This window comes from Alkalibacillus aidingensis, from assembly GCF_014595945.1.
Taxonomy (GTDB): domain Bacteria; phylum Bacillota; class Bacilli; order Bacillales; family Alkalibacillaceae; genus Alkalibacillus; species Alkalibacillus aidingensis.
The window spans coordinates 25,828-46,851 of sequence record NZ_JABXWU010000005.1 but is presented as its reverse complement, the minus strand read 5'-3'; the positions used below and the strand labels follow the sequence as shown (position 1 = coordinate 46,851).

Sequence of the window (21,024 nt, the reverse complement as noted above, 5' to 3'; positions counted from 1 at the left end):
GCTAACGTTTTGAGTGGATTATTTATTACTTTTGAAGGTGTAGAAGGTGCAGGAAAAACAACGGTATTAAAATATATAGCAGATCAAATGGAGCTATCTGGGTACGAAGTGATCACTACTCGTGAACCCGGTGGAATTGAAATAGCGGAGAAAATTCGTGAAATCATTCTTGATACGAAACATACTGCCATGGATGGACGAACAGAAGCATTACTGTATGCAGCTGCTAGAAGACAGCATTTAGTTGAGCGAGTGATTCCCGCATTAGAAGCAGGTAAGATTGTACTATGTGATCGTTTTATCGATAGTAGTCTAGCTTATCAAGGCTATGCTAGAGGGATTGGTGTTGATGAAGTTTTTCAAATTAATCAATTTGCGATTGAAGACCGTATGCCTGATTTGACTATTTTATTTGAGTTAGATCCACAAGTTGGTTTAGAGAGAATACACGATAATCAATCAAGAGAGCAAAACCGGTTAGATTTAGAGAAACTAGATTTTCACCAGAAAGTTTATGAAGCTTATAAGCACCTAAAAACGAGATTCCCGGAACGTATTACAGCAATAGATGCTAACCAAGACCTAAGTCATGTTAAACAAGTTTGTGAAAAAACGATTAAAGGATTTTTAAAATAAACAAAATGAGTGCTAAAAAATCTGACAACTTGTTATAATAGTAGAAAATGCACCTTTATGGTGATAAAAATATTTGAGGAGGAAAAGGATGAAATTAATCCTTGCGATTATTCAGGATAAGGATTCAAATCGGTTGACCGATGCTTTATCTGAAGGGAACTTTAAGTCAACTAAACTCGCATCTAGTGGTGGGTTCTTAAAGGAAGGTAATACTACGATCATGATTGGCTGTGAAGAAGACCACGTTGATCAGGCACTCGAGATTATCAAAGATAACTGCAGTCATCGAGATCAAATGGTTGCACCGATTTCACCAATGGGTGGGAATGCCGATTCTTATATCCCCAAACCTGTGAAAGTTGAAGTTGGTGGCGCAACCGTTTTTGTGTTACCAGTAGATGCTTTCCATCAGTTCTAATTAGGAGTGTTAGGTATGAAGATTAGCCAGGATATACGATCACAATTAGAAGCCTCACAAAAGAATAATGTAAAGAAGCCTGGCTCAATGCCATCGTTCCAAAAGGTTGTTGGACAAGAGACGCAAAAGCTTAAAGAAAGTGAACTAAGCCGTCTTCTTAATGATCTAACGAAGCAAGGTGAGAAGGTAGCGAAGTTCCGTTCATTTCAAGATCTTGGAAAATATAAGCGAATGGTACGTCAATTTATCCAAGAGGCAGTTAATTACGGATTAGAACTTGAACAGTCAAGAAGCTGGGATATGGACGGTGGAAACCGTACGTTAACTCTTGTCAAACAAATAGATGATAAACTCATTCAACTGACAGATGATGTGATTGACCAAGAGAAAGAGTCGATTGATGTACTAAATGTGATTGGTGAGATTAAAGGACTATTGATGAATTTATATGCCTAATCAAGACAGGATGATGGATATGACGACGTGGGTAGAGTTAGAAAAATTACAGCCAGTAGCTACACGAATGCTGAAAAATAGCATTGAAAAGAATAGAATGGCTCACGCGTATTTATTTCATGGGCCACAAGGGACTGGCAAGAAAGAAGCCAGTCTTTTATTTGCCATGCGATATTTTTGTGAAGCGAACCAAGAAACGAGTGAGCCTTGTCAGAGCTGTCGTGCTTGCAAACGAATACAATCAGGTAATCATCCTGATGTCCATTGGATTGAACCAGAAGGCCAGTCGATCAAAAAAGGCCAAATTGAATATCTACAAAAAGAATTCACATATACGGGTATGGAGTCTAACCAAAAAGTATACATCTTATCTGAAGCTGAGAAAATGACAGTCAATGCGGCTAACCGTCTACTCAAATTTCTGGAAGAACCTAGTCGTGATACCATTGCTATCTTGTTAACAGATAATGTGAGTTCCATCCTTAATACGATTAATTCGAGGTGTCAACGAATTCAATTTCAGTCTTTAACTTACGATCACCTCTTTAATCAATTTATTTCTGAAGAGATTCCTGAATCGACAGCTAATATATTTGCTGCGTTAAATTTAGACCTCAATCAGGCGATAGAGTGGAATAGAAATACTTGGTTTGCCGAAGCAAGAAGAATAGTGATACAATTAATAGATAGAGTGATGAATCCTAAAGAAGAAGGCTATTTATTTCTCCATCAAGTGTGGTTAAATCATTTTCAAGAGCGAAGCCAACAAGAGTTAGGAATCGATCTATTATTATTGTGGTATCAGGATATCATTTCATATCATTTAGATCGAAAGGACATGGTTGTATTAACGGATCAACATAGTCGGTTGGAGAAATATCAATATGTTTTATCGCTGGGTGAAGCGAAGACATGTGTCTATGAGTTATTACAAACCAAACGCAGGCTAGCCTACAACGTGCACAATACACTTGCAATGGAACATTTAGTCCTTCATTTGCAGAGGTGATATAGATTGTTAGAGGTTATTGGTGTTCGCTTTAAGAAAGCGGGTAAAATATATTATTTTGACCCCGGGGATGATCAGCTGACAACAGAGGATTATGTTATTGTTGAGACTGTTCGGGGAGTTGAGTTTGGTAAAGTCGTGATTCCTAATAAGCAAGTGGATGAGGAAGATGTCGTTTTACCACTTAAGAAGGTTATTCGTATCGCGGATGAAAAGGATAAGCTAACTGTAAGTGAAAATAACGAGCTGACAGAAGAAGCCTTTGATGTCTGTGTGGAAAAAATCGGAGAACATCAATTAGATATGAACCTAGTTGATGCTGAGTATACATTTGACCGAAATAAGATCATCTTTTATTTCACTGCAGATGGTCGTGTCGATTTCAGGCATTTAGTTAAAGATTTAGCGGCGGTGTTTAAAACACGTATCGAACTAAGGCAAATTGGTGTACGTGATGAAGCTAAAATGTTAGGTGGAATTGGTCCGTGTGGTCGCATGCTATGTTGTTCAACGTTCTTAGGTGATTTTGAACCAGTTTCAATTAAAATGGCTAAGGACCAAAATCTATCGCTAAATCCAGCTAAAATCTCAGGTTTATGTGGCCGATTAATGTGTTGCTTGAAATATGAAAATGATATGTATGAAGAAGCTAAGCAAGAGTTACCGGACATTGGAGAGAGTTTATCAACTGCTCGTGGCTCTGGTAAGGTCGTCGGTTTAAATATGTTAGAACGATTAGTACAAGTTGAATTATCTGAAATGGAACGTGTGATTGAATATACTTTAGATGAGTTAATTGATGAAGGGGCGATTTCCGTTCCAGCCACAGAATAATGAGGTGGGTGTTCGTGAATAAAAAAGAAGTTTTAGACCGTTTTTCAAATTTAGAGAAGCAGTTTGAAGACTTACAGAAGGATTTTTCATTATTGAAAAACGACCTCGTTCAGCTAATGGAAGAAAATCATCAGCTAGCACATGAAAACCATCATTTACATCAACGTTTAGAAGACTTAACACATAAAGGTGATTCAAAAGGTGCGAATGATGAACAGCATTCAAAGCGCGTAGGAGAGGGATATGATAATTTAGCGCGAATTTATGAGGAAGGTTTTCATATTTGTCATGTTTATTTTGGAACTCCTCGTGCTGAAGAAGATTGTATGTTTTGTTTAAAGTTTTTTAACTAATCATATAGGTATGGTTGATCACATCCTTTGCTACTGTTTTATGTGTAGCAAAGGATGTGTTTTAATGAAAATGACTATTGATCATACTTGAAAGGACAAACTAAGATGACGGAGTTAAAAGGTGACGAACGGATTGATTATTTACTAGCTGATCGGAAAAGAAGAATTATTCAAAGTCCAACAGTGTTTTCATTTTCTGTGGATGCTGTCCTTCTGTCTGAGTTTACTTATTTGCCAATTAAGCGTGGGAGAGTACTGGATTTGTGTACCGGTAATGGTGTGATCCCCCTATTCCTTTCTAAACGGTCGCAAGCAAAGATGGTAGGTGTGGAACTACAGGAACGATTATATGATATGGCTGTTCGGAATGTTGAATTAAATGGGTTAGAGGAACAAATAGAGATGGTTCACGGTGATTTGCGAGAGGTGGCCAGTTATTTTAAGCAAAAGTTTGATGTAATCACATGTAATCCCCCTTATTTTAAAACAACAGCCCCAGATAAAATGAATCAAAATGAACATTTAAAAATCGCTAGGCACGAAATCTACTGCGATTTAAATGATGTATTAAAAGCTTGTAGTCAATTAGTTAAATCAGGTGGGAAAGTGTCAATGGTCCACCGACCAAGTCGATTGACTGAAATTGTGACAGTCGCAAAGGAACATCGTTTAGAGGTTAAGCGACTTCAGTTCGTCTACCCTAAACTTCATAAAGACGCGAATATCATTTTAATTGAATTTGCCAAAGACGGGAATCCTGAATTGAAGGTGGAACCACCTATTTTCATACACGAAGATAATGGCAATTATACGCCTGAAATGACTAAAATTTTATATGGTGAGGAAGGGAGCCCTGAACATGGTTAAGGTGCAAAGAAGTTTTAGACAAGATCGAGCCAAGCTCTATATTGTCCCTACACCGATTGGAAACCTAGAAGATATTACCCTTCGAGCATTGCGAATTCTTAAAGAGGTGGATTTAATTGCTTGTGAGGACACGAGACAGACTAAAAAGTTACTAAATCATTTCGAAATTGAAAAGCGATTATTAAGTTATCATGAGCACAGTCAAGAAAGTCGTGAACAAGAATTAATCGAATGGATTAGAAGTGGGAATTCAGTCGCTCTTGTTAGTGATGCTGGGATGCCAATGATCTCAGACCCTGGTTATGGGTTAGTAAAAAAGGCGAGAGAGGCCGATTTGGATGTTGTTGTTTTACCTGGAGCAAATGCGGCTTTATGCGCATTAGTTGGATCAGGAATCTCTGCGTATTCTTTTACATTTTACGGCTTTTTACCGAAGAAGAAAAAAGAGCTTACCGAGACTTTAGAAGAGTTGGATCAGGGAAAGCACACCTTGATTTTTTATGAATCACCTTATCGCGTAAAGAAGACGCTAGGAACCATGGAAGATGTATATTCTAGCGAACGAAAGGTTACACTTGCTAGAGAGTTAACGAAGAAATTTGAAGAATATATTAGTGGTTCGATCGACGAGGTTAAAAGGTGGATTGATGAGAATGAATCACAGCTAAGAGGCGAATTTTGTATTATTGTTGAACCATCTGAAGGTTATCCAGATGAGGATCATAGCTGGTGGAAAGGCTTAACACTTATTCAACATGTCGAGCATTATATGGAGAAAGAGCAGCTGAAAACGAAGTCTGCCGTGAAGAAAGTGGCTTCAGACCGTGGGATGTCTAGTCGAGAAGTCTATCAGGAATTTCATAATTAAAGGGGCTAACTATATTAGTAGCCCCTAAGTTACTTATGTTTAATTGATTTTGTTTTGAATCTCATCGATTAGCTTTTGCGCGCCTTCTTTACTTAGCACGATATTGCCATCCCCAACAGAAATGTTATCGTTTGAGATTTCACCAGTTATCTGGCAAGCCATGTTAGGTTGGTATTTCTTAAGTACGATTTGGTCATCATCAACATAGATTTCTAGAGCGTCTTTTACGTTTATGTCTAATGTGCGACGCAATTCAATAGGAATGACGACTCTCCCTAACTCATCTACTTTTCTCACAATACCAGTTGATTTCATTCTCTTTCTCCCCTCTCGATCATAGAATTTCGCTATCTTTCGCACCTTAATTTACCATTCTTTAATTGTTTAGTCAATTAATTAAAGTCATAAATGTAAAAAAATGTTTCATTTTTAAACAATGTTCAATGTTAAATAAATAGATTGCTAAAGTGTGGTGATAAAACGATTTATAATGGAAAATATGGCAAAAAATCGTTACAATAGTACTTAGTCATAATTTTACGATTTTATAAGTGTTAATAAGCTTAAGTTATATATAGGAGGTATAGTAATGCCAGAAGAAAATAAGACGTTCTATTTGACAACACCTATTTATTATCCAAGTGGCAATTTACATATTGGTCACGCGTATACGACAGTCGCTGGTGATGCAATGGCACGTTATAAACGATTAAGAGGGTATGATGTCATGTTCTTAACTGGGACGGATGAACATGGTCAAAAGATTCAACGTAAGGCAGAAGAAGATGGAGTCACCCCGATACAGTATGTGGATGAAATCGTAAGTGGTATTCAAGATTTATGGAGTAAGCTAGATATCTCTTATGACGATTTTATTCGTACAACAGAACAGCGTCATAAGGATGTCGTTGAAAAGATTTTTGATCAATTGGTGAAGCAAGGTGATATTTACCTAGATGAATATGAAGGTTCATACTGTACACCTTGTGAATCATTTTTCACTGAACGTCAATTAGATGAAGGGAATTGCCCTGACTGTGGCCGAGCAGTAGAAAATGTGAAAGAAGAATCTTACTTCTTTAAGATGAGTAAATACGTCGATCGTTTAATCCAGTTTTACGAAGACAACCCGGAATTTATTCAACCTGAAAGCCGTAAAAATGAAATGATTAGTAACTTTATTAAACCTGGATTAGAAGATTTAGCCGTTTCTCGTACAACATTTGATTGGGGTATTAAAGTACCTGGAGATCCTAAGCATGTGATTTATGTTTGGATCGATGCGTTAACAAATTATATTACCGCACTAGGTTATAACACAGATAATGACGAGCGCTATCAGAAGTTTTGGCCAGCCGATGTTCACTTGGTCGGTAAAGAGATCGTTCGCTTCCATACTATTTATTGGCCAATTATGCTAATGGCCTTGGATTTACCATTGCCGAAGAAAGTGTTCGCTCATGGCTGGTTATTAATGAAAGATGGTAAGATGTCTAAATCGAAAGGAAATGTCGTCGACCCAGTTGATCTAATTAATCGTTACGGCCTTGACTCTTTACGTTATTATTTATTACGTGAAGTCCCATTCGGTTCTGATGGGGTGTTTACGCCAGAGGCTTTCGTTGAACGTTCTAATTATGATTTAGCCAATGATTTAGGAAACTTACTAAATCGAACAGTTGCGATGATCAATAAGTACTTTGACGGGCAGATTCCAACTATTAGGTTAAATGAAACTGAGTATGATACAAGCTTAATTGAACTGGCTAAGCAAACGAGGGGAAATGTCGAAGAAGCGATGGAGAACATGGAGTTTTCTGTAGCATTATCAACTCTATGGCAGTTTGTCAGCCGTTCCAATAAATATATCGATGAAAATGAACCTTGGGTATTAGCAAAAGACGAATCACAAAAAGACCGTCTAGGTAATGTCATGGCACACTTAGTGGAGTCATTACGCCAAATTGCTATTATGTTACAGCCCTTCTTAACCTCAACGCCTCACAAGGTGTTTAACCAGTTAGGTATTCAGGAAGATTCACTGAAAACATGGGATAGCTTAGATCAGTTTGATCTGGTGAAAGATAGTCAAGTCGTGAAGAAAGGTAAGCCTATTTTCCCTCGTCTAGAGACCGAGGAAGAGGTACAAGCGATTAAGGATATGATGACTAATAATTCACCAGCGAAAAAGGAAGAGGATCAAAAAGAGGAATCCAATGAAATTACGATTGATGACTTTTTTAAAGTTGATTTCCGCGTAGCTGAAGTGATTCATGTTGAAAAAGTGAAAAAGGCTGATAAATTATTGAAAATCCAAATTGACTTAGGTGAAGAAAAGCGTCAAGTGATCTCAGGAATAGCTGAACACTACACACCAGAGGAACTAGTTGGTCGCAAAGTGATTTGTGTAGCAAACTTAAAGCCGGCTAAACTACGTGGTGAGCTTTCTGAAGGTATGATTCTGGCTGGAGAAGATGATGATGGAAACCTATCACTTGCAACTGTCGATCAAACCTTACCAAACGGAACAGCAATTAAATAAATTTAACAAAGGGAGCGTGCGATCGTTCCCTTTTATTTGTATTTTTATACTTGGAGGAGTGTAAGTTATGTTATTTGATACACATGTACATTTAAATGCCGATCAATTTATGGAAGACCGTGATGAAGTGATTGAACGAGCTAAAGAAGCTGGTGTAACCCATATGGTTGTAGTAGGTTTTGACCGTAAAACGATCCCATTAGCCATAGAAATTGCTGAACAATACGATTTTATTTATGCTGCGATTGGTTGGCACCCAGTGGATGCAGTCGATATGAAAGAAGAAGACCTTGGCTGGATTGAAGAGTTAAGCGCTCACCCTAAAGTTGTTGCAATAGGTGAGATGGGCCTTGATTACCACTGGGATAAATCACCAAAGGATGTTCAAAAGCAAGTATTTAGAGAGCAAATTGCTCTAGCTAAAAAAGTGAATATGCCGATTATTATTCACAATCGTGAAGCAACAGAGGATATTGTACAAATTTTAAAAGAAGAAAACGCCCAGGAAATAGGTGGCATTATGCATTGTTACAATGATGTCGTTGAGTATGCAAGGGAATGCTTAGATATGAACTTTTACATCTCATTAGGTGGCCCGGTAACGTTTAAAAATGCAACAGATCCCAAGGTCGTTGCTCAAGAAGTACCTTTAGATCGATTATTGATTGAAACAGACTGTCCTTTTTTAGCTCCACACCCTAATCGTGGAAAACGGAATGAACCAGCTTATGTTAAGTTAGTTGCTGAAAAGATCGCCGAGCTGAAAGAGATTTCTCTTGAAGAAGTGGCGCAACATACTACGGAAAACGCCAAGCGATTATTTAAGATCGGGTAATTGATTCGGATGAAGTTCATTAACTAAGCTTTGTGTCGGACTCAATGACGTTATGAGCAGCTTGGTGGGGTGAATTGTCATCGAGAAGTGGTCACAATGACGTTTCGCCCTCATGAGAAGAGCAAAATGTCATCGAGAAGTGGTCACAATGACGTTTCGCCCTCATGAAAAGAGCAAAATGTCATCGAGAAGTGGCTTCAATGACGATTTGCCCTCATGAAAAGAGCAAAATGTCATCGAGAAGTACCCCCAATAACGTTTTCCCATCGTGTGAAGTCCAAAACGTCATTGAAAAGCACCGACTAATCAAAAGATAACATTAATTGGAAAATCATCACTAGCGAAGGCAGAATACGTAGACTCCTGGTCGGTGAAAACGCCACGTCCTGTGGCATCACCGACACAAATTCGTCCTATGCGTGTGAAAACAACACGTGCGTGATGTCCCCACAGACCGAACGTTTTTAGTGAGGGCGAGAAGAGGCTTCAGCCGTGTTCGCGTAAAAGTGGAGTATTCTGCTGGAGCGAGTTATAGCACTTCAACCATCAATAAGAGTGTTACTGAACATCATATTATTTTTAACATACGATCAATATTTTTCAAACAAGTTGTCATAATTTAAAACCTTGCACGTACGTATGAAAGAGGCCTGTTTTGGAAACTATGCTAATAGGTACCAAAAAATCTATTAAATCTCCTTAAATATACTTATGTAATCGATTTGTAACATTATTTTAACTAGTTTATGTTTGACTTATTAGTCTATGGTGCCTATAATCTATTGCGTATGAAGGAGGCCTATTTATGATAAGTACGGAACAGGCGAAATCGGGCTTAAAACGTTTTAGTATTAAACAAATAGCCCTCACCTTGTTCGCGACTGCTTTAGTTTTAGCCTCAATTGCTTACTTTATCTATGATTCTATGACTGCTGAGGTTTCGGTAGTTATAGACGGAGAAGAACAGTCAATCGTGACCAGAGCGGATACGGTTAGTGAATTATTAGATGAAATAGATTTAGACGTTTCAGAACATGACTATCTATCCGCTGATTTAGATACAGCAATTGAAGATCAAATGGATATTGAATATAAAGAAGCTAATGAAGTCGTTGTGACAATTGACCAGGAAACTGATCATTACTACACAACAGAAAATACAGTAGAGGAATTTTTGGATGAACAAGGAATTGATGTAGAGGAGCATGACGATCTTTCGGTATCATTAAATGATTCGATTACTGATCAAATGCACATTGCTATCGCTACATCATTTGAAGTTACCATTAATGATGGAGGGGAAGAATCCACCAAAATGGTAACTAATCAAACAGTCCAAGATTTATTAAACCAAGAAGGTATAGAACTTGGTGAACATGACCGTTTAAATGTTGAGCCAACTGAAAAAGTTAGAGACCACCGTTCAATTGAGATTGTTCGTGTTACTGTAGATTATGAAACAGTAGAAGAAAGTGTTCCGTTTGAAACGGAAACACAAAGTGACAGCTCGATGCTTCGTGGCGAAAGCGAAGTGGTACAACGAGGTCAAGAAGGTAAGAAGGTCCAAGAGTATGAAGTCACTAAAGAAAATGGTGAAGTTGTATCTCGGGAGTTAGTTGACGAGGAAGTGGTTGAAAATAGTACCAACCGAGTTGTGGCTGAGGGAACAAAAGCTCCAGTCCAACAAGCTTCAGCAAAATCTGGTGAATTTGAGGAGTTTACAGCTACAAAATATACGGCTTTTTGTCCAAGTGGATGTACCGGGATCACAGCAACTGGTGTCGATGTATCTGATTCCATTTATTATAATGGCATGCGAATCGTTGCGGTTGACCCAGAAGTCATTCCATTATATTCAATCGTTGAAGTGAAGACACCTACAGAAACCTTCGAAGCGATTGCTTTAGATACCGGTGGAGCTATAAAGGGGCATAAGATTGATATTTTAGTTGACTCGCACCAGGAAGCGATGCGTTGGGGTTATCGAACAGTTCAGGTTCGCGTAATTGAATAAATATTAATTTTAGTTCTAGGATAATCTTGCTATACTAAGACCGTATAGTCGGATTATCCTTTATTTTTGTTAATCTATAAAGTCATATTTATCCAGAGAGGAACAGTAAAATTGCGAATAAATGAAGTGATAGTCGTTGAAGGTAAGGACGACACAGTGAGAATAAAACTAGCAGTCGATGCAGAAACCATCGAAACAAATGGTTCAGCAATTAATGATGAAACGATTAGACAGATCAAGCACGCTCAGGAAAAACGAGGGGTCATCGTATTTACCGACCCAGACTATCCAGGCGAAAGGATTAGGCGCATAATCGATGAACGTGTTCCTGGCTGTAAACATGCATTTCTACAAAAGGAAAAAGCCAAAAGTCACAACGGCTTAGGTGTTGAGCATGCCAGCGTAGAAGATATCCAAGAAGCATTAGGTGCAGTACATCGAATAAGAGAAGACATCGAAACCGTAGAGGTTAATTGGAAACCGTATTTGATTAAGTATGGTTTAATAGGTGGCCAAGCTGCCAAAAGCAGACGTAAGCTTTTAGGAGACCGTTTACGAATAGGGTATGCTAATGCTAAGCAATTAGAGAAACGATTGAATATGTTTCAGATTGACGTTAGGCTGTTTGAGAGCACAATGAAAGAGATTATTGCAGAGGAGAATTTAGGATGAAGCCAATTGCAACTATTTCAAGAACAAAGGAAATCATGGAACAACACCATCTTTCATTAAAAAAAAGCTTAGGGCAAAACTTCCTCATCGATGTCAATATATTGGAGAATATTGTAAGTAAAGCAGGGGTACAAAAAGATGATGTCGTCATAGAAGTTGGACCGGGTATAGGAGCGTTAACTGAACAATTGGCAAGACAAGCTAAATATGTATATGCTTTTGAGATTGATGGCCGTTTGATTGATGTCTTAAAAGATACGCTTCAACCTTACCATAATGTGACGGTTCTTCACCAAGACATTTTAGAAGCCGATTTAAAAGGCTTTATTCATGAACATGTCGGCTCAGATGTCCAAGTTCATGTTGTTGCTAATTTACCATATTATATTACTACACCGATCTTAATGAAATTACTAATGGAAAATTTGCCAATTAAATCTATTACTGTCATGATGCAAAAAGAGGTAGCAGCAAGAATGGCAGCAGAACCAAACACAAAAGAATACGGATCGCTATCTATTGCTGTTCAGTATTATACGACTTCAAAAGTGGTTATGACCGTACCTAAATCTTGCTTTATGCCACAGCCTAACGTTGATTCGGCCATCTTACAACTAACTAAACGTGAACAACCACCAGTCATGGTCCATAACGAGGATTTTTATTTTGAATTAGTTAAGGCCAGTTTTGCACAAAGACGTAAAACACTGAAAAATAATTTGAAAAGTGCGTATAAAGATCAACTGACAACAGAGCAAATTGATGAGGCTTTTACTCAGTCTGGAATTGACCCAACTCGACGTGGTGAGTCGTTATCACTAAAAGAATTTGCTGATTTAGCTAATACGTTTGAAATATATCTTCGTAGTTAGGCACAATCTGTTCTCCTATTCAATATCGTATAAGAGAAGACTCTTTAAATTGAAAGGGAGAACAGGATGGATATGCATAAAGGTGTAGTCGTCACACGTTATTCATATAATCATGATTTATTATTTAGAGTTCAATCGATCTCAAAGGATAAGGCAGTGTTGTTCGGTGAAAATTTTCGCTTAAAAGCAGATGCCCCTTTAGACGATTTGAAGCGGGTTGATGAAGGGGAAAGGCAACAGCTTGAAGAGAAGGTCCGTGAGAAGGAAGCGACATCTTATCGAATGTTCAGACAAGATTATTACCTACGTTCATTTCGCGATCATGTCCAGCCAACATCTAATTCAGAAGATGAGGTCACTCAATTTCAGCTCTGTCCTAAAGTTCTTCATGTTGATGGAGACGCCTTATTTTTAAAAAAATGTGTCATGTTGTATAAGAGGTTGGGACTTCAGGTGCATGGAATTCATGTTGAAGAATCAGAGATGCCAAATCGAATTCAAGAACTAATGAAAAAGGTCCAACCCGATATTTTGGTTATTACAGGTCACGATTCTTACTCAAAACAAAAGGGTGATGAAGAAGACATTCGTGCTTACCGAAATAGCAAATATTTTGTAGAAACTGTTCGAGAAGCAAGAAGATTAATCCCTAGCTTAGATCAGTTAGTGATCTTTGCAGGTGCATGTCAATCTCATTTTGAGTCGTTGATTAAAGCAGGGGCAAACTTCGCGAGCTCACCTACCAGAATCAATATCCATGCTTTAGATCCTGTTTATGTAATCGCTAAAATTGGTTATACCCCTTTTATGGAAAAAGTAGACCTTTATGATGTCATTAACAAAACCATTACACGTGAAAAAGGGATTGGTGGTATTGAAACTCGGGGATTATTCCGAGTAGGGTTACCTTATATGAAAGGGTTACCGGTTACTAATGAAAAATCAAAAGAATAACCTATAAATCCCTTTAGACTTCACCTTGTTATATAGTATTCCTTAAACATCTAATTTTCATTAGGTGTTTTTTATTTGACTTATTCAACTTTCTTTGACATATTCAGTCATCTTTTTCTTAAATTATGTATAAACATGTATGATTTATGTCAATTGGGTAAAGTTATGAAAAGGAATAGATATATTGTTGACATAGTCGCCACAATATTGGTATAATGAAAAATTATTTTTGACTAAGAGGCAGATTTATGTTATATTTAATAACAGTGAGGTGGAGTCTAATGGGAAAAACATTGGGTGAAATTAAACAAGCATTAGATGTGAAGATTGGTCAACGTTTAACGCTTGAGGCAAATGGTGGAAGACGTAAGACCATTGAACGTTGTGGAGTTTTAGCAGAAACTTATCCATCAGTTTTTATTGTTGAACTAGATCAGGATGAACATTCATTTGAACGTGTTTCTTACAGCTATGCAGATGTTTTAACAGAGACTGTAAAAATTACCTTCACAGATGAAATCACCAAGATGGCTTAATTTCTCGCAGTAAATTTACTGCGTTACTTTTTTTGCTAAGCCCCTCAACTCTTACCATGTGTTTAACTTTCAAATGTACATATACTAAGTTTGTCGTAAAACACGACAGAAGGGGTTGTGATCATTGAGTAGACGTAAGGGCGTTATGTCTGATCGTTTGAAAGAAGAGATCGCAAAAGAGTTAGGTTTTTACGACACGGTACAAAAAGAAGGTTGGGGCGGCATCAAATCACGCGATGCAGGTAACATGGTGAAACGGGCAGTTGAGATGGCACAGCAACAAATGGAAAAGGACCAACAGTAAGCAAGGTTGGTAAATAATTAAGAGGTAGGTCTTTTAGGCCTACCTCTTTTTGTGTATGATAAGTTTAAATGAGAATAGGCTTATGAATTCCCTTATGGTACAATCACGTTGATAATAAAAACAGTAGGTGATCACAAGTGATTTTTGAGAAGGCATCAGCAAAGATTAACTTAACACTAGATATATTACATAAACGAGATGACGGCTATCATGAAGTTGAAATGGTTATGACGATGATTGATTTATATGATCGATTAACGTTTGAACGATTAAATGAAAATAAAATTGTGATTGAGTCTGAAAGCCGTTATGTTCCTGATGATCGTCGCAACTTGGCTTATCAGGCAGCTGAGCTATTTAAGAAGAAAACCAACATAACCGACGGAGTTAGAATTATTATCGATAAAAATATCCCTGTCGCTGCTGGTTTAGCAGGTGGTAGTAGTGATGCAGCGGCAACAATCAGGGGAATGAATCGTTTATTTAACCAAAGACTAACTAGTAAAGAAATGGAGCAGATTGGTGAGGAGATCGGCTCAGATGTCCCATTTTGTATAAAGGGTGGAACACAGCTTGCTAGAGGGAGGGGCGAGAAGTTACAAGAGATTCCACCACTTCCTTCTTGCTATGTCGTATTAGCTAAACCTAATATCGGCGTTTCCACAAAGGAGGTTTATTCCCGGGTCAATTTAAATGAATTAAAGCATCCCAAGACGAATTCATTACTATCCGCATTGAAAGAGGAAAACTTCAATCAGGTGTGTAAGTACTTGGAGAATGTATTAGAGCCAATTACGATTGATATGCATAAGGAGATTGCTCATATTAAAGAACGGATGGTCAAATCAGATGCTGAAGGGGTGTTAATGAGTGGCAGTGGCCCTACAGTTTTTGCTTTAACGGTTCAAGAGACTAAAGCTGAAAGAATCTATAATAGCCTTAGAGGGTTTTGTTCTGAAGTTTATGTGGTTAGGTCCTTAGGTTCTTCATGAAGCCGTAGGATAGAAAAAACAGATAATAAATGATATATTGGTGTAAATTATTCGGCTTTTGAGGTGGAAAAATGAAACGAAGTGAAAGAATTGTCGCAATGACACATCATTTTAAAGAAAATCCTAGAACATTAACTTCATTACCTTATTTTGTTGAAACGTTTCAGGCAGCTAAATCATCAATCAGTGAGGATATTGATATCATTGATCATATGTTTAGAAATCTTGGGATTGGTAAGCTTGAAACAACTGCAGGTGCTGCAGGTGGTGTTAGATACATACCCGATTTTAGTTTGGACAATAGCAAATCCTTTATCAGTCAATTAATTGAAGTGCTTGAAGACCCTGCAAGAATACTACCAGGTGGTTATATTTATATGAGTGATGTGCTAGGGGACCTTAACTGGGTTAGAACAATTGGTAAAATCTTTGCGTCTTCTTTTAAGGATCAAGAGATTGATTATATAGTGACTGTAGCTACCAAAGGAATCCCTTTGGCGTATGCAGTTGGAGAGATGTTGAATGTACCTGTTGTTATTATTAGAAGAGACCCTAAAGTCACTGAAGGTTCGACAGTTAGCATTAATTACGTATCTGGTTCATCCAAAAAGATTCAAACGATGGTGTTAGCGAAACGTAGCATACCTGAAGGATCAAATGTTGTCATCATCGATGACTTTATGAAAGCTGGAGGGACTATTCAAGGAATGATTAGTTTGATGAAAGAATTTAATGCAACAGTCCAAGGAATCGGTGTTTTAGCTGAGGCTGAAGATGAAGATGAAGAGCGCCGAATTAATGATTACATTTCTTTACTAAAGGTTCAGGAAGTGGATGAGCGTTTACAAAGGATTAAAATTGTACCGGGAAACTTATTTTTATGAGTATAAATTTCACTAGAAATGGTTAGATTGGAAAATAGTAACTTACAAAAATTTAAAATTTTAAAATTTTTTAAGATTTATGCAGGATTTTTATATCATGTGTTGAATCAAATAATTGAGAGTCTTATATCTTCTTTTGTGTGTTTTAATAAGATAATAAGGCTTATGCACTTATATTGTCAGTAGTTATCTAAAAGGTGGTGAGACATAATGCAAGTAACTGACGTAAGGTTACGTCGCGTGAACACGGATGGTCGTATGCGTGCAATCGCTTCGATTACAATGGATGATGAGTTCGTCGTACATGACATTCGCGTCATTGATGGTAATAATGGCTTATTTGTAGCAATGCCAAGCAAACGAACTCCAGATGGTGAATTTAGAGACATAGCCCATCCAATCAATTCCGGTACACGTGGTAAGATTCAAGACGCAGTTTTAGAAGAGTACCACCGTGTCGGTGAAGAAGTTGAATATGAAGAAGCGGGCGCTTCTTAAAATTATGAGGGAGTAGAAGTCTAACAAACTGTTAGGCTTCTTTTTATTTATTTAACCGAAAACATAGAATGTTAAACCACTTTATTAATAAAAAGAGATTATTTGTTTAAATTAAGTGAAGTTTTAAATCGTTCTTGATTACATAATAGTTTCGTTAAATTGCCAATATATACACTAGCTGTTAAGTTGCATCAACCCCGTATTTAAGATATATTCATATTGGATGATTAGAATTGTGCTTGCAATTAAAATGAACGATATGCTTTAAGTCATTAAAATAATATAAAGGTTGACGGAGGGAAGGTTATGACAAATCGTTTTGCTGTCGTCTTGGCAGCTGGGAAAGGTACTAGGATGAAGTCTAAATTGTATAAAGTACTTCACCCAGTCTGTGGGAAGCCGATGGTACAGCATGTTGTTGATCAACTAAACACATTAGAATTAGACCAAATCATTACGATCGTTGGACATGGTGCTGAAACTGTTCAAGATCAATTAGGTGACCAAACAGCATATGTCGTACAAGAGGAACAATTAGGGACAGGCCATGCGGTGCGAATGGCCGACTCATACCTAGAAGGGAAGCCTGGAACAACAGTTGTTGTGTGTGGAGATACACCGTTATTAACTTCTGACACGTTAAACGAACTTATGGAACAACATGAATCCGTTCAGGCTAAAGTAACTGTTCTAACAACAGATATTACTGACCCAACAGGGTATGGCCGTGTAATTCGTGATGGTCAAGGGCATGTTGAGAAGATTGTAGAAGAAAAAGATGCATCATCAGATGAGAAGTCTGTCAAAGAAATTAATACAGGAACATATTGCTTTGACAATGAACTATTATTTGAATCACTGAAGCAAGTATCAAATGACAATTCTCAAGGCGAATATTATTTACCTGATGTATTAGAAATTGCCAAGAATCAAGGGGAGAAAGTGGCGGCTTTTAAAACACCAAATGATGAAGAAACGATTGGGGTTAATGATCGAGTCGCGCTAGCTAATGCCGAACGACTATTAAGAGATCGTATCAATAAAGAGCATATGAGAGCAGGGGTCACCATTGTAGACCCACAACAGACTTATATAGGTCCCGATGTTTCGATTGAGGCAGATGTCATCATTGAACCAGGTTCAGTAATTAAAGGAGAAACAACTATTGGAGCAGACACAGTGATTGGCCCACATACTGAGCTCAAAGACTGTCAAATCGGTGAGAGAACGTTGATTAAACAAAGCGTCGTCACTGAAAGCCATGTCGGTTCTGATGTCCAAATCGGACCTTTCGCTCATATTCGCCCAGATAGTTATATTCAAGATGAGGTTAAAATCGGAAACTTTGTTGAAGTCAAGAAGACTAACATGGCTAAAGGTAGTAAGGCTTCCCATTTATCTTATTTAGGTGATGCGAAATTAGGTAAAGATGTCAATGTTGGTTGTGGTGTCATAACCGTTAATTATGATGGTCGTAAGAAGCATAAAACCATCATTGAGGATGGGGCATTTATCGGTTGTAATGCTAACTTAATCGCTCCAGTAAGAATTGAAGAAGGCGCTTATGTAGCAGCTGGTTCAACGATTACTAAAGATGTACCAGAAAAAGCGCTGTCCATTGCAAGGTCTCGACAAGAAAACAAAGAAGGTTATGTTGAACGTTTAAATAAACGTTCTTAATATAGTGGGTGGATGCATTAATCCCCTCAGATTAATTTATTTAAACTTTTCATTCCTGGAGGTTCCTAATCTATGTCTAATCAGTATAAAGACCCGTACTTAAAAGTATTTTCATTAAACTCTAATCCTGAACTAGCTGAGGAAATAGCTGATTCAATTGGTGTTGATTTAGGTAAGTGTTCAGTTAAGCGTTTCAAAGACGGAGAAATTCAAATCAATATTGAAGAAAGTATTCGTGGGTGCGATGTGTTTGTTGTTCAATCAACAAGCAATCCAGTTAATGAGCATTTGATGGAATTATTAATTATGATCGATGCTTTAAAACGAGCTTCAGCAAATACGATTAACATTGTCATGCCTTATTATGGATATGCTAGACAAGATCGTAAAGCACGCTCAAGAGAACCGATCACATCTAAGTTAGTAGCTGACTTACTAGAAACAGCTGGTGCTAATCGTGTCATTAGTTTAGATTTACACGCAGCACAGATCCAAGGGTTCTTTAACATTCCAATTGATCACTTAGTCGGAGTGCCAACGCTATCAGACTATTTCCTAGAGAAGAATTTGGAGGATATTGTTGTTGTTTCGCCTGATCATGGCGGGGTTACAAGAGCACGCCAAATGGCCGATCGCTTAAAGGCTCCTATTGCTATAATTGACAAGCGTCGACCACAACCTAATGTTGCTGAAGTAATGAATATAGTTGGAAATGTTGAAGGTAGAACGGCAATATTAATTGATGATATTATCGATACAGCTGGTACGATTACCTTAGCGGCGAATGCTATGATTGAGAATGGTGCTAAGGAAGTTTATGCTTGTTGTACACACCCAGTACTCTCTGGCCCGGCCATAGAACGGATTGAAAATTCAGCTATTAAAGAATGTGTGGTCACTAATACCATTTGGTTATCTGACGATTTAGGAACTGATAAAATAAAAACATTATCTGTTGGAAGTTTAATTGGTGAATCCATTAAACGTGTCCATGAACACCGCTCCATCAGTACACTATTTGATTAAAATTTTACTTTTATGTTTAAAAAGGTATAATAAAGGTAAGATTTAAATATCAGAGATTTCTTAAAATGGAGGTTGTAACACATGGCAGCAACAATTCAAGCGAAAGAAAGATCAGATTTACGACGTTCTGTAACTAAGCAAATTCGTGAAGAAGGACAAGTACCTGCAGTTGTTTATGGGAAAGGTAAAGAAGCAACTACTATTTCAGTTGATAGCATGGACTTGATTAAGAAGGTTCGCGAGGAAGGACGAAATGCTGTTTTTTCTCTTGAAGTTGAAGGTGGGAAAGCTATTAGTGCGATGCTCTATGACTACCAAACTGATCGCATCAAAGATGATTTACTACATGCGGACTTTTATGAAGTAGATATGTCTACTGAAGTTGATGTAGAAGTAAATATTAATATCGAAGGCGAATCACTAGGTGAGAAAGAAGGCGGCCTATTACAACAGACATTACACACCTTGCATGTACGTGCAACACCTAATAAAATCCCAGAAGAAATCGTGATTCAATCTGAAGAATTAAATATCGGAGACAGTGTTACAGTTGGTGATTTGAAAGCCGACAAAGATTATGAAATCTTAGATGAAGATGATACAACGATTATCACCGTCTTACCACCTCAAAAAGAGGAAGTTCCTGAAGTTGGTGAAGAAGGTGGAAGTAAAGATGCTGAGCCTGAAGTCATTAATGATAAAGGTGAGGAAGAATAATTCAATGGTTAATTTGGTTAAAATGATCACAGGTGAATAATCATAATGAACAGATCGAAGTCATGCCTAAATATAGACTTCGGTCTGTTTTCTGCTTTAATTGAGTAATAGGACGATAAAGGAGTAGCATAAGATGAAGTGCATCGTCGGTTTAGGAAACCCGGGTTTAAAATATAAAAAAACAAGACATAATATTGGATTTCATGTTGTTGATCATATCGCTTCAAAAAATGGTTGGAAGTTTAAGAAAGATAAATTTGAAGCTCATTATGCTATAGAACATTGGAATGGCGAGAAGGTTATTCTGTTAAAACCACAAACTTATATGAACCTATCTGGAAAATCTGTTCGTCAAGTTGTTGATTACTTTGAGCTTGATTTAGAAGACGTATTGGTTATTTATGATGACTTAGATTTACCAACAGGGAGAATTAGACTACGTCAAAAAGGTGGTCATGGTGGTCATAATGGGATTAGGAATATTATTGATCAAGTAGGTTCAAAAGAGTTTAATCGATTAAGGTTTGGCATTGGGCGACCAGAAACAGACTCACCTGTAGTTGACTATGTTTTAGGTAAGTTTTCTAAACAAGAGCTTAAAGAAGTTACACCCTCAATTGACTTATCAGCTCAAGCTTGTGAGGAATGGTGTAAAAAACCATTCCTGCAAGTTATGAATGACTTTAATCAATAGCTATATAAGTATAAGTTTAACCTCCTTTGGTTACGCTATAACTAGTTTTGTATGTCATCTTAGTGGTGCCTGAAAGCTAGGGTGATAAAAGGAGGTTATGTCTTATGTCAGTCACGATGAAATGTAGACATTGCAAGCAACCTATAGGTGAGATTGAGGATATTAATCGTGTAACACAACTTATTGAAGAACAGCAACTAAGCACGGATGAAATAAATGATATGTTACAAGAGGATTCTGAGGGAACAATGACAGTTTTTTTAGTGTGTGAGCACTGTGAGGATATACTTACACAAAACCCAAATCTGTTTGAACATGATAATTTTATTCACTAGAGGCTTTGGTTTTTACCAAAGCATTTTT

General features: G+C 37.5%; 25 protein-coding genes. 24 read left to right on the top strand and 1 reads right to left on the bottom strand.

Going from position 1 to position 21,024, the window contains the following annotated elements:
- Window positions 1-9: 9 nt before the first annotated feature.
- From tmk to rsmI, 8 genes are all read left to right on the top strand, one after another.
- Window positions 10-636: a dTMP kinase gene (tmk, locus tag HWQ49_RS09505; RefSeq protein ID WP_188207385.1), complete on the top strand. Its 627-nt coding sequence runs from the start codon at window positions 10-12 to the stop codon at window positions 634-636.
- A gap of 88 nt (window positions 637-724) precedes the next feature.
- Window positions 725-1,054 carry a cyclic-di-AMP receptor gene (locus tag HWQ49_RS09500; RefSeq protein WP_188207384.1) on the top strand — a complete coding sequence of 110 codons (330 nt, stop codon included), beginning with the start codon at window positions 725-727 and terminating at the stop codon, window positions 1,052-1,054.
- A 15-nt stretch (window positions 1,055-1,069) separates the two neighbouring features.
- Window positions 1,070-1,510, top strand: coding sequence for a YaaR family protein (locus HWQ49_RS09495; RefSeq protein ID WP_188207383.1), 441 nt, complete (start codon window positions 1,070-1,072; stop codon window positions 1,508-1,510).
- 19 nt (window positions 1,511-1,529) lie between these two features.
- The gene (gene holB, locus HWQ49_RS09490) at window positions 1,530-2,519 is read left to right on the top strand and encodes a DNA polymerase III subunit delta' (protein ID WP_188207382.1); all 990 of its coding nucleotides are present in this window, start codon (window positions 1,530-1,532) and stop codon (window positions 2,517-2,519) included.
- A 6-nt stretch (window positions 2,520-2,525) separates the two neighbouring features.
- Entirely contained in the window at window positions 2,526-3,353 is an 828-nt protein-coding gene (locus HWQ49_RS09485; RefSeq protein WP_188207381.1) for a PSP1 domain-containing protein, read from the top strand.
- Window positions 3,354-3,367: 14 nt separating this feature from the next.
- Window positions 3,368-3,706 (top strand): DNA replication initiation control protein YabA, encoded by a 339-nt coding sequence (yabA, locus tag HWQ49_RS09480; RefSeq protein ID WP_188207380.1) that lies wholly within the window; start codon window positions 3,368-3,370, stop codon window positions 3,704-3,706.
- A gap of 105 nt (window positions 3,707-3,811) precedes the next feature.
- Window positions 3,812-4,573 (top strand): tRNA1(Val) (adenine(37)-N6)-methyltransferase, encoded by a 762-nt coding sequence (locus HWQ49_RS09475; RefSeq protein ID WP_188207379.1) that lies wholly within the window; start codon window positions 3,812-3,814, stop codon window positions 4,571-4,573.
- Window positions 4,566-5,441, top strand: coding sequence for a 16S rRNA (cytidine(1402)-2'-O)-methyltransferase (gene rsmI / locus HWQ49_RS09470; protein WP_188207378.1), 876 nt, complete (start codon window positions 4,566-4,568; stop codon window positions 5,439-5,441). The genes HWQ49_RS09475 and rsmI overlap by 8 nt, the downstream gene beginning before the upstream one ends.
- 39 nt (window positions 5,442-5,480) lie before the next feature.
- Here rsmI and HWQ49_RS09465 read toward each other — a convergent pair whose 3' ends face one another.
- Window positions 5,481-5,756 carry an AbrB/MazE/SpoVT family DNA-binding domain-containing protein gene (locus HWQ49_RS09465; RefSeq protein ID WP_188207377.1) on the bottom strand — a complete coding sequence of 92 codons (276 nt, stop codon included), beginning with the start codon at window positions 5,754-5,756 and terminating at the stop codon, window positions 5,481-5,483.
- A 274-nt stretch (window positions 5,757-6,030) separates the two neighbouring features.
- Here HWQ49_RS09465 and metG point away from each other — a divergent pair, with 274 nt between their 5' ends.
- From metG to HWQ49_RS09385, 16 genes are all read left to right on the top strand, one after another.
- A complete protein-coding gene (metG, locus tag HWQ49_RS09460; protein WP_188207376.1) occupies window positions 6,031-7,983 on the top strand; it encodes a methionine--tRNA ligase in 1,953 nt (650 codons plus the stop codon).
- 67 nt (window positions 7,984-8,050) lie between these two features.
- Window positions 8,051-8,818, top strand: a complete 768-nt coding sequence (locus HWQ49_RS09455; RefSeq protein WP_188207375.1) for a TatD family hydrolase — start codon at window positions 8,051-8,053, stop codon at window positions 8,816-8,818.
- Between the two features lie 805 nt (window positions 8,819-9,623).
- Window positions 9,624-10,832, top strand: a complete 1,209-nt coding sequence (locus HWQ49_RS09450) for a G5 and 3D domain-containing protein (protein WP_188207374.1) — start codon at window positions 9,624-9,626, stop codon at window positions 10,830-10,832.
- A gap of 111 nt (window positions 10,833-10,943) precedes the next feature.
- Window positions 10,944-11,504, top strand: a complete 561-nt coding sequence (gene rnmV / locus HWQ49_RS09445; protein WP_188207373.1) for a ribonuclease M5 — start codon at window positions 10,944-10,946, stop codon at window positions 11,502-11,504.
- Window positions 11,501-12,376 carry a 16S rRNA (adenine(1518)-N(6)/adenine(1519)-N(6))-dimethyltransferase RsmA gene (gene rsmA, locus HWQ49_RS09440; protein ID WP_188207372.1) on the top strand — a complete coding sequence of 292 codons (876 nt, stop codon included), beginning with the start codon at window positions 11,501-11,503 and terminating at the stop codon, window positions 12,374-12,376. Before rnmV ends, rsmA begins: the two co-directional genes overlap by 4 nt.
- Window positions 12,377-12,442: 66 nt before the next feature.
- Window positions 12,443-13,330 carry a sporulation peptidase YabG gene (gene yabG / locus HWQ49_RS09435; protein WP_188207371.1) on the top strand — a complete coding sequence of 296 codons (888 nt, stop codon included), beginning with the start codon at window positions 12,443-12,445 and terminating at the stop codon, window positions 13,328-13,330.
- A 281-nt stretch (window positions 13,331-13,611) separates the two neighbouring features.
- Window positions 13,612-13,866, top strand: a complete 255-nt coding sequence (gene veg / locus HWQ49_RS09430) for a biofilm formation stimulator Veg (RefSeq protein ID WP_188207370.1) — start codon at window positions 13,612-13,614, stop codon at window positions 13,864-13,866.
- Window positions 13,867-13,990: 124 nt separating this feature from the next.
- A complete protein-coding gene (locus HWQ49_RS09425) occupies window positions 13,991-14,170 on the top strand; it encodes a small, acid-soluble spore protein, alpha/beta type (protein WP_188207369.1) in 180 nt (59 codons plus the stop codon).
- A gap of 137 nt (window positions 14,171-14,307) precedes the next feature.
- Entirely contained in the window at window positions 14,308-15,162 is an 855-nt protein-coding gene (gene ispE / locus HWQ49_RS09420; protein ID WP_188207368.1) for a 4-(cytidine 5'-diphospho)-2-C-methyl-D-erythritol kinase, read from the top strand.
- Between the two features lie 71 nt (window positions 15,163-15,233).
- Window positions 15,234-16,046, top strand: a complete 813-nt coding sequence (gene purR, locus HWQ49_RS09415; RefSeq protein ID WP_188207367.1) for a pur operon repressor — start codon at window positions 15,234-15,236, stop codon at window positions 16,044-16,046.
- A 210-nt stretch (window positions 16,047-16,256) separates the two neighbouring features.
- Entirely contained in the window at window positions 16,257-16,544 is a 288-nt protein-coding gene (gene spoVG / locus HWQ49_RS09410; protein WP_188207366.1) for a septation regulator SpoVG, read from the top strand.
- Between the two features lie 306 nt (window positions 16,545-16,850).
- Window positions 16,851-18,224 (top strand): bifunctional UDP-N-acetylglucosamine diphosphorylase/glucosamine-1-phosphate N-acetyltransferase GlmU, encoded by a 1,374-nt coding sequence (gene glmU, locus HWQ49_RS09405; protein WP_188207365.1) that lies wholly within the window; start codon window positions 16,851-16,853, stop codon window positions 18,222-18,224.
- A 72-nt stretch (window positions 18,225-18,296) separates the two neighbouring features.
- Complete coding sequence (locus HWQ49_RS09400; RefSeq protein WP_188207364.1) at window positions 18,297-19,250, top strand: ribose-phosphate diphosphokinase; 954 nt, start codon at window positions 18,297-18,299, stop codon at window positions 19,248-19,250.
- Window positions 19,251-19,331: 81 nt separating this feature from the next.
- Window positions 19,332-19,967 (top strand): 50S ribosomal protein L25/general stress protein Ctc, encoded by a 636-nt coding sequence (locus HWQ49_RS09395; protein ID WP_188207363.1) that lies wholly within the window; start codon window positions 19,332-19,334, stop codon window positions 19,965-19,967.
- A gap of 133 nt (window positions 19,968-20,100) precedes the next feature.
- Window positions 20,101-20,661 carry an aminoacyl-tRNA hydrolase gene (pth, locus tag HWQ49_RS09390; RefSeq protein WP_188207362.1) on the top strand — a complete coding sequence of 187 codons (561 nt, stop codon included), beginning with the start codon at window positions 20,101-20,103 and terminating at the stop codon, window positions 20,659-20,661.
- Between the two features lie 104 nt (window positions 20,662-20,765).
- Window positions 20,766-20,996 carry an anti-sigma-F factor Fin gene (locus HWQ49_RS09385; protein ID WP_188207361.1) on the top strand — a complete coding sequence of 77 codons (231 nt, stop codon included), beginning with the start codon at window positions 20,766-20,768 and terminating at the stop codon, window positions 20,994-20,996.
- The last annotated feature ends 28 nt before the right edge of the window (window positions 20,997-21,024 follow it).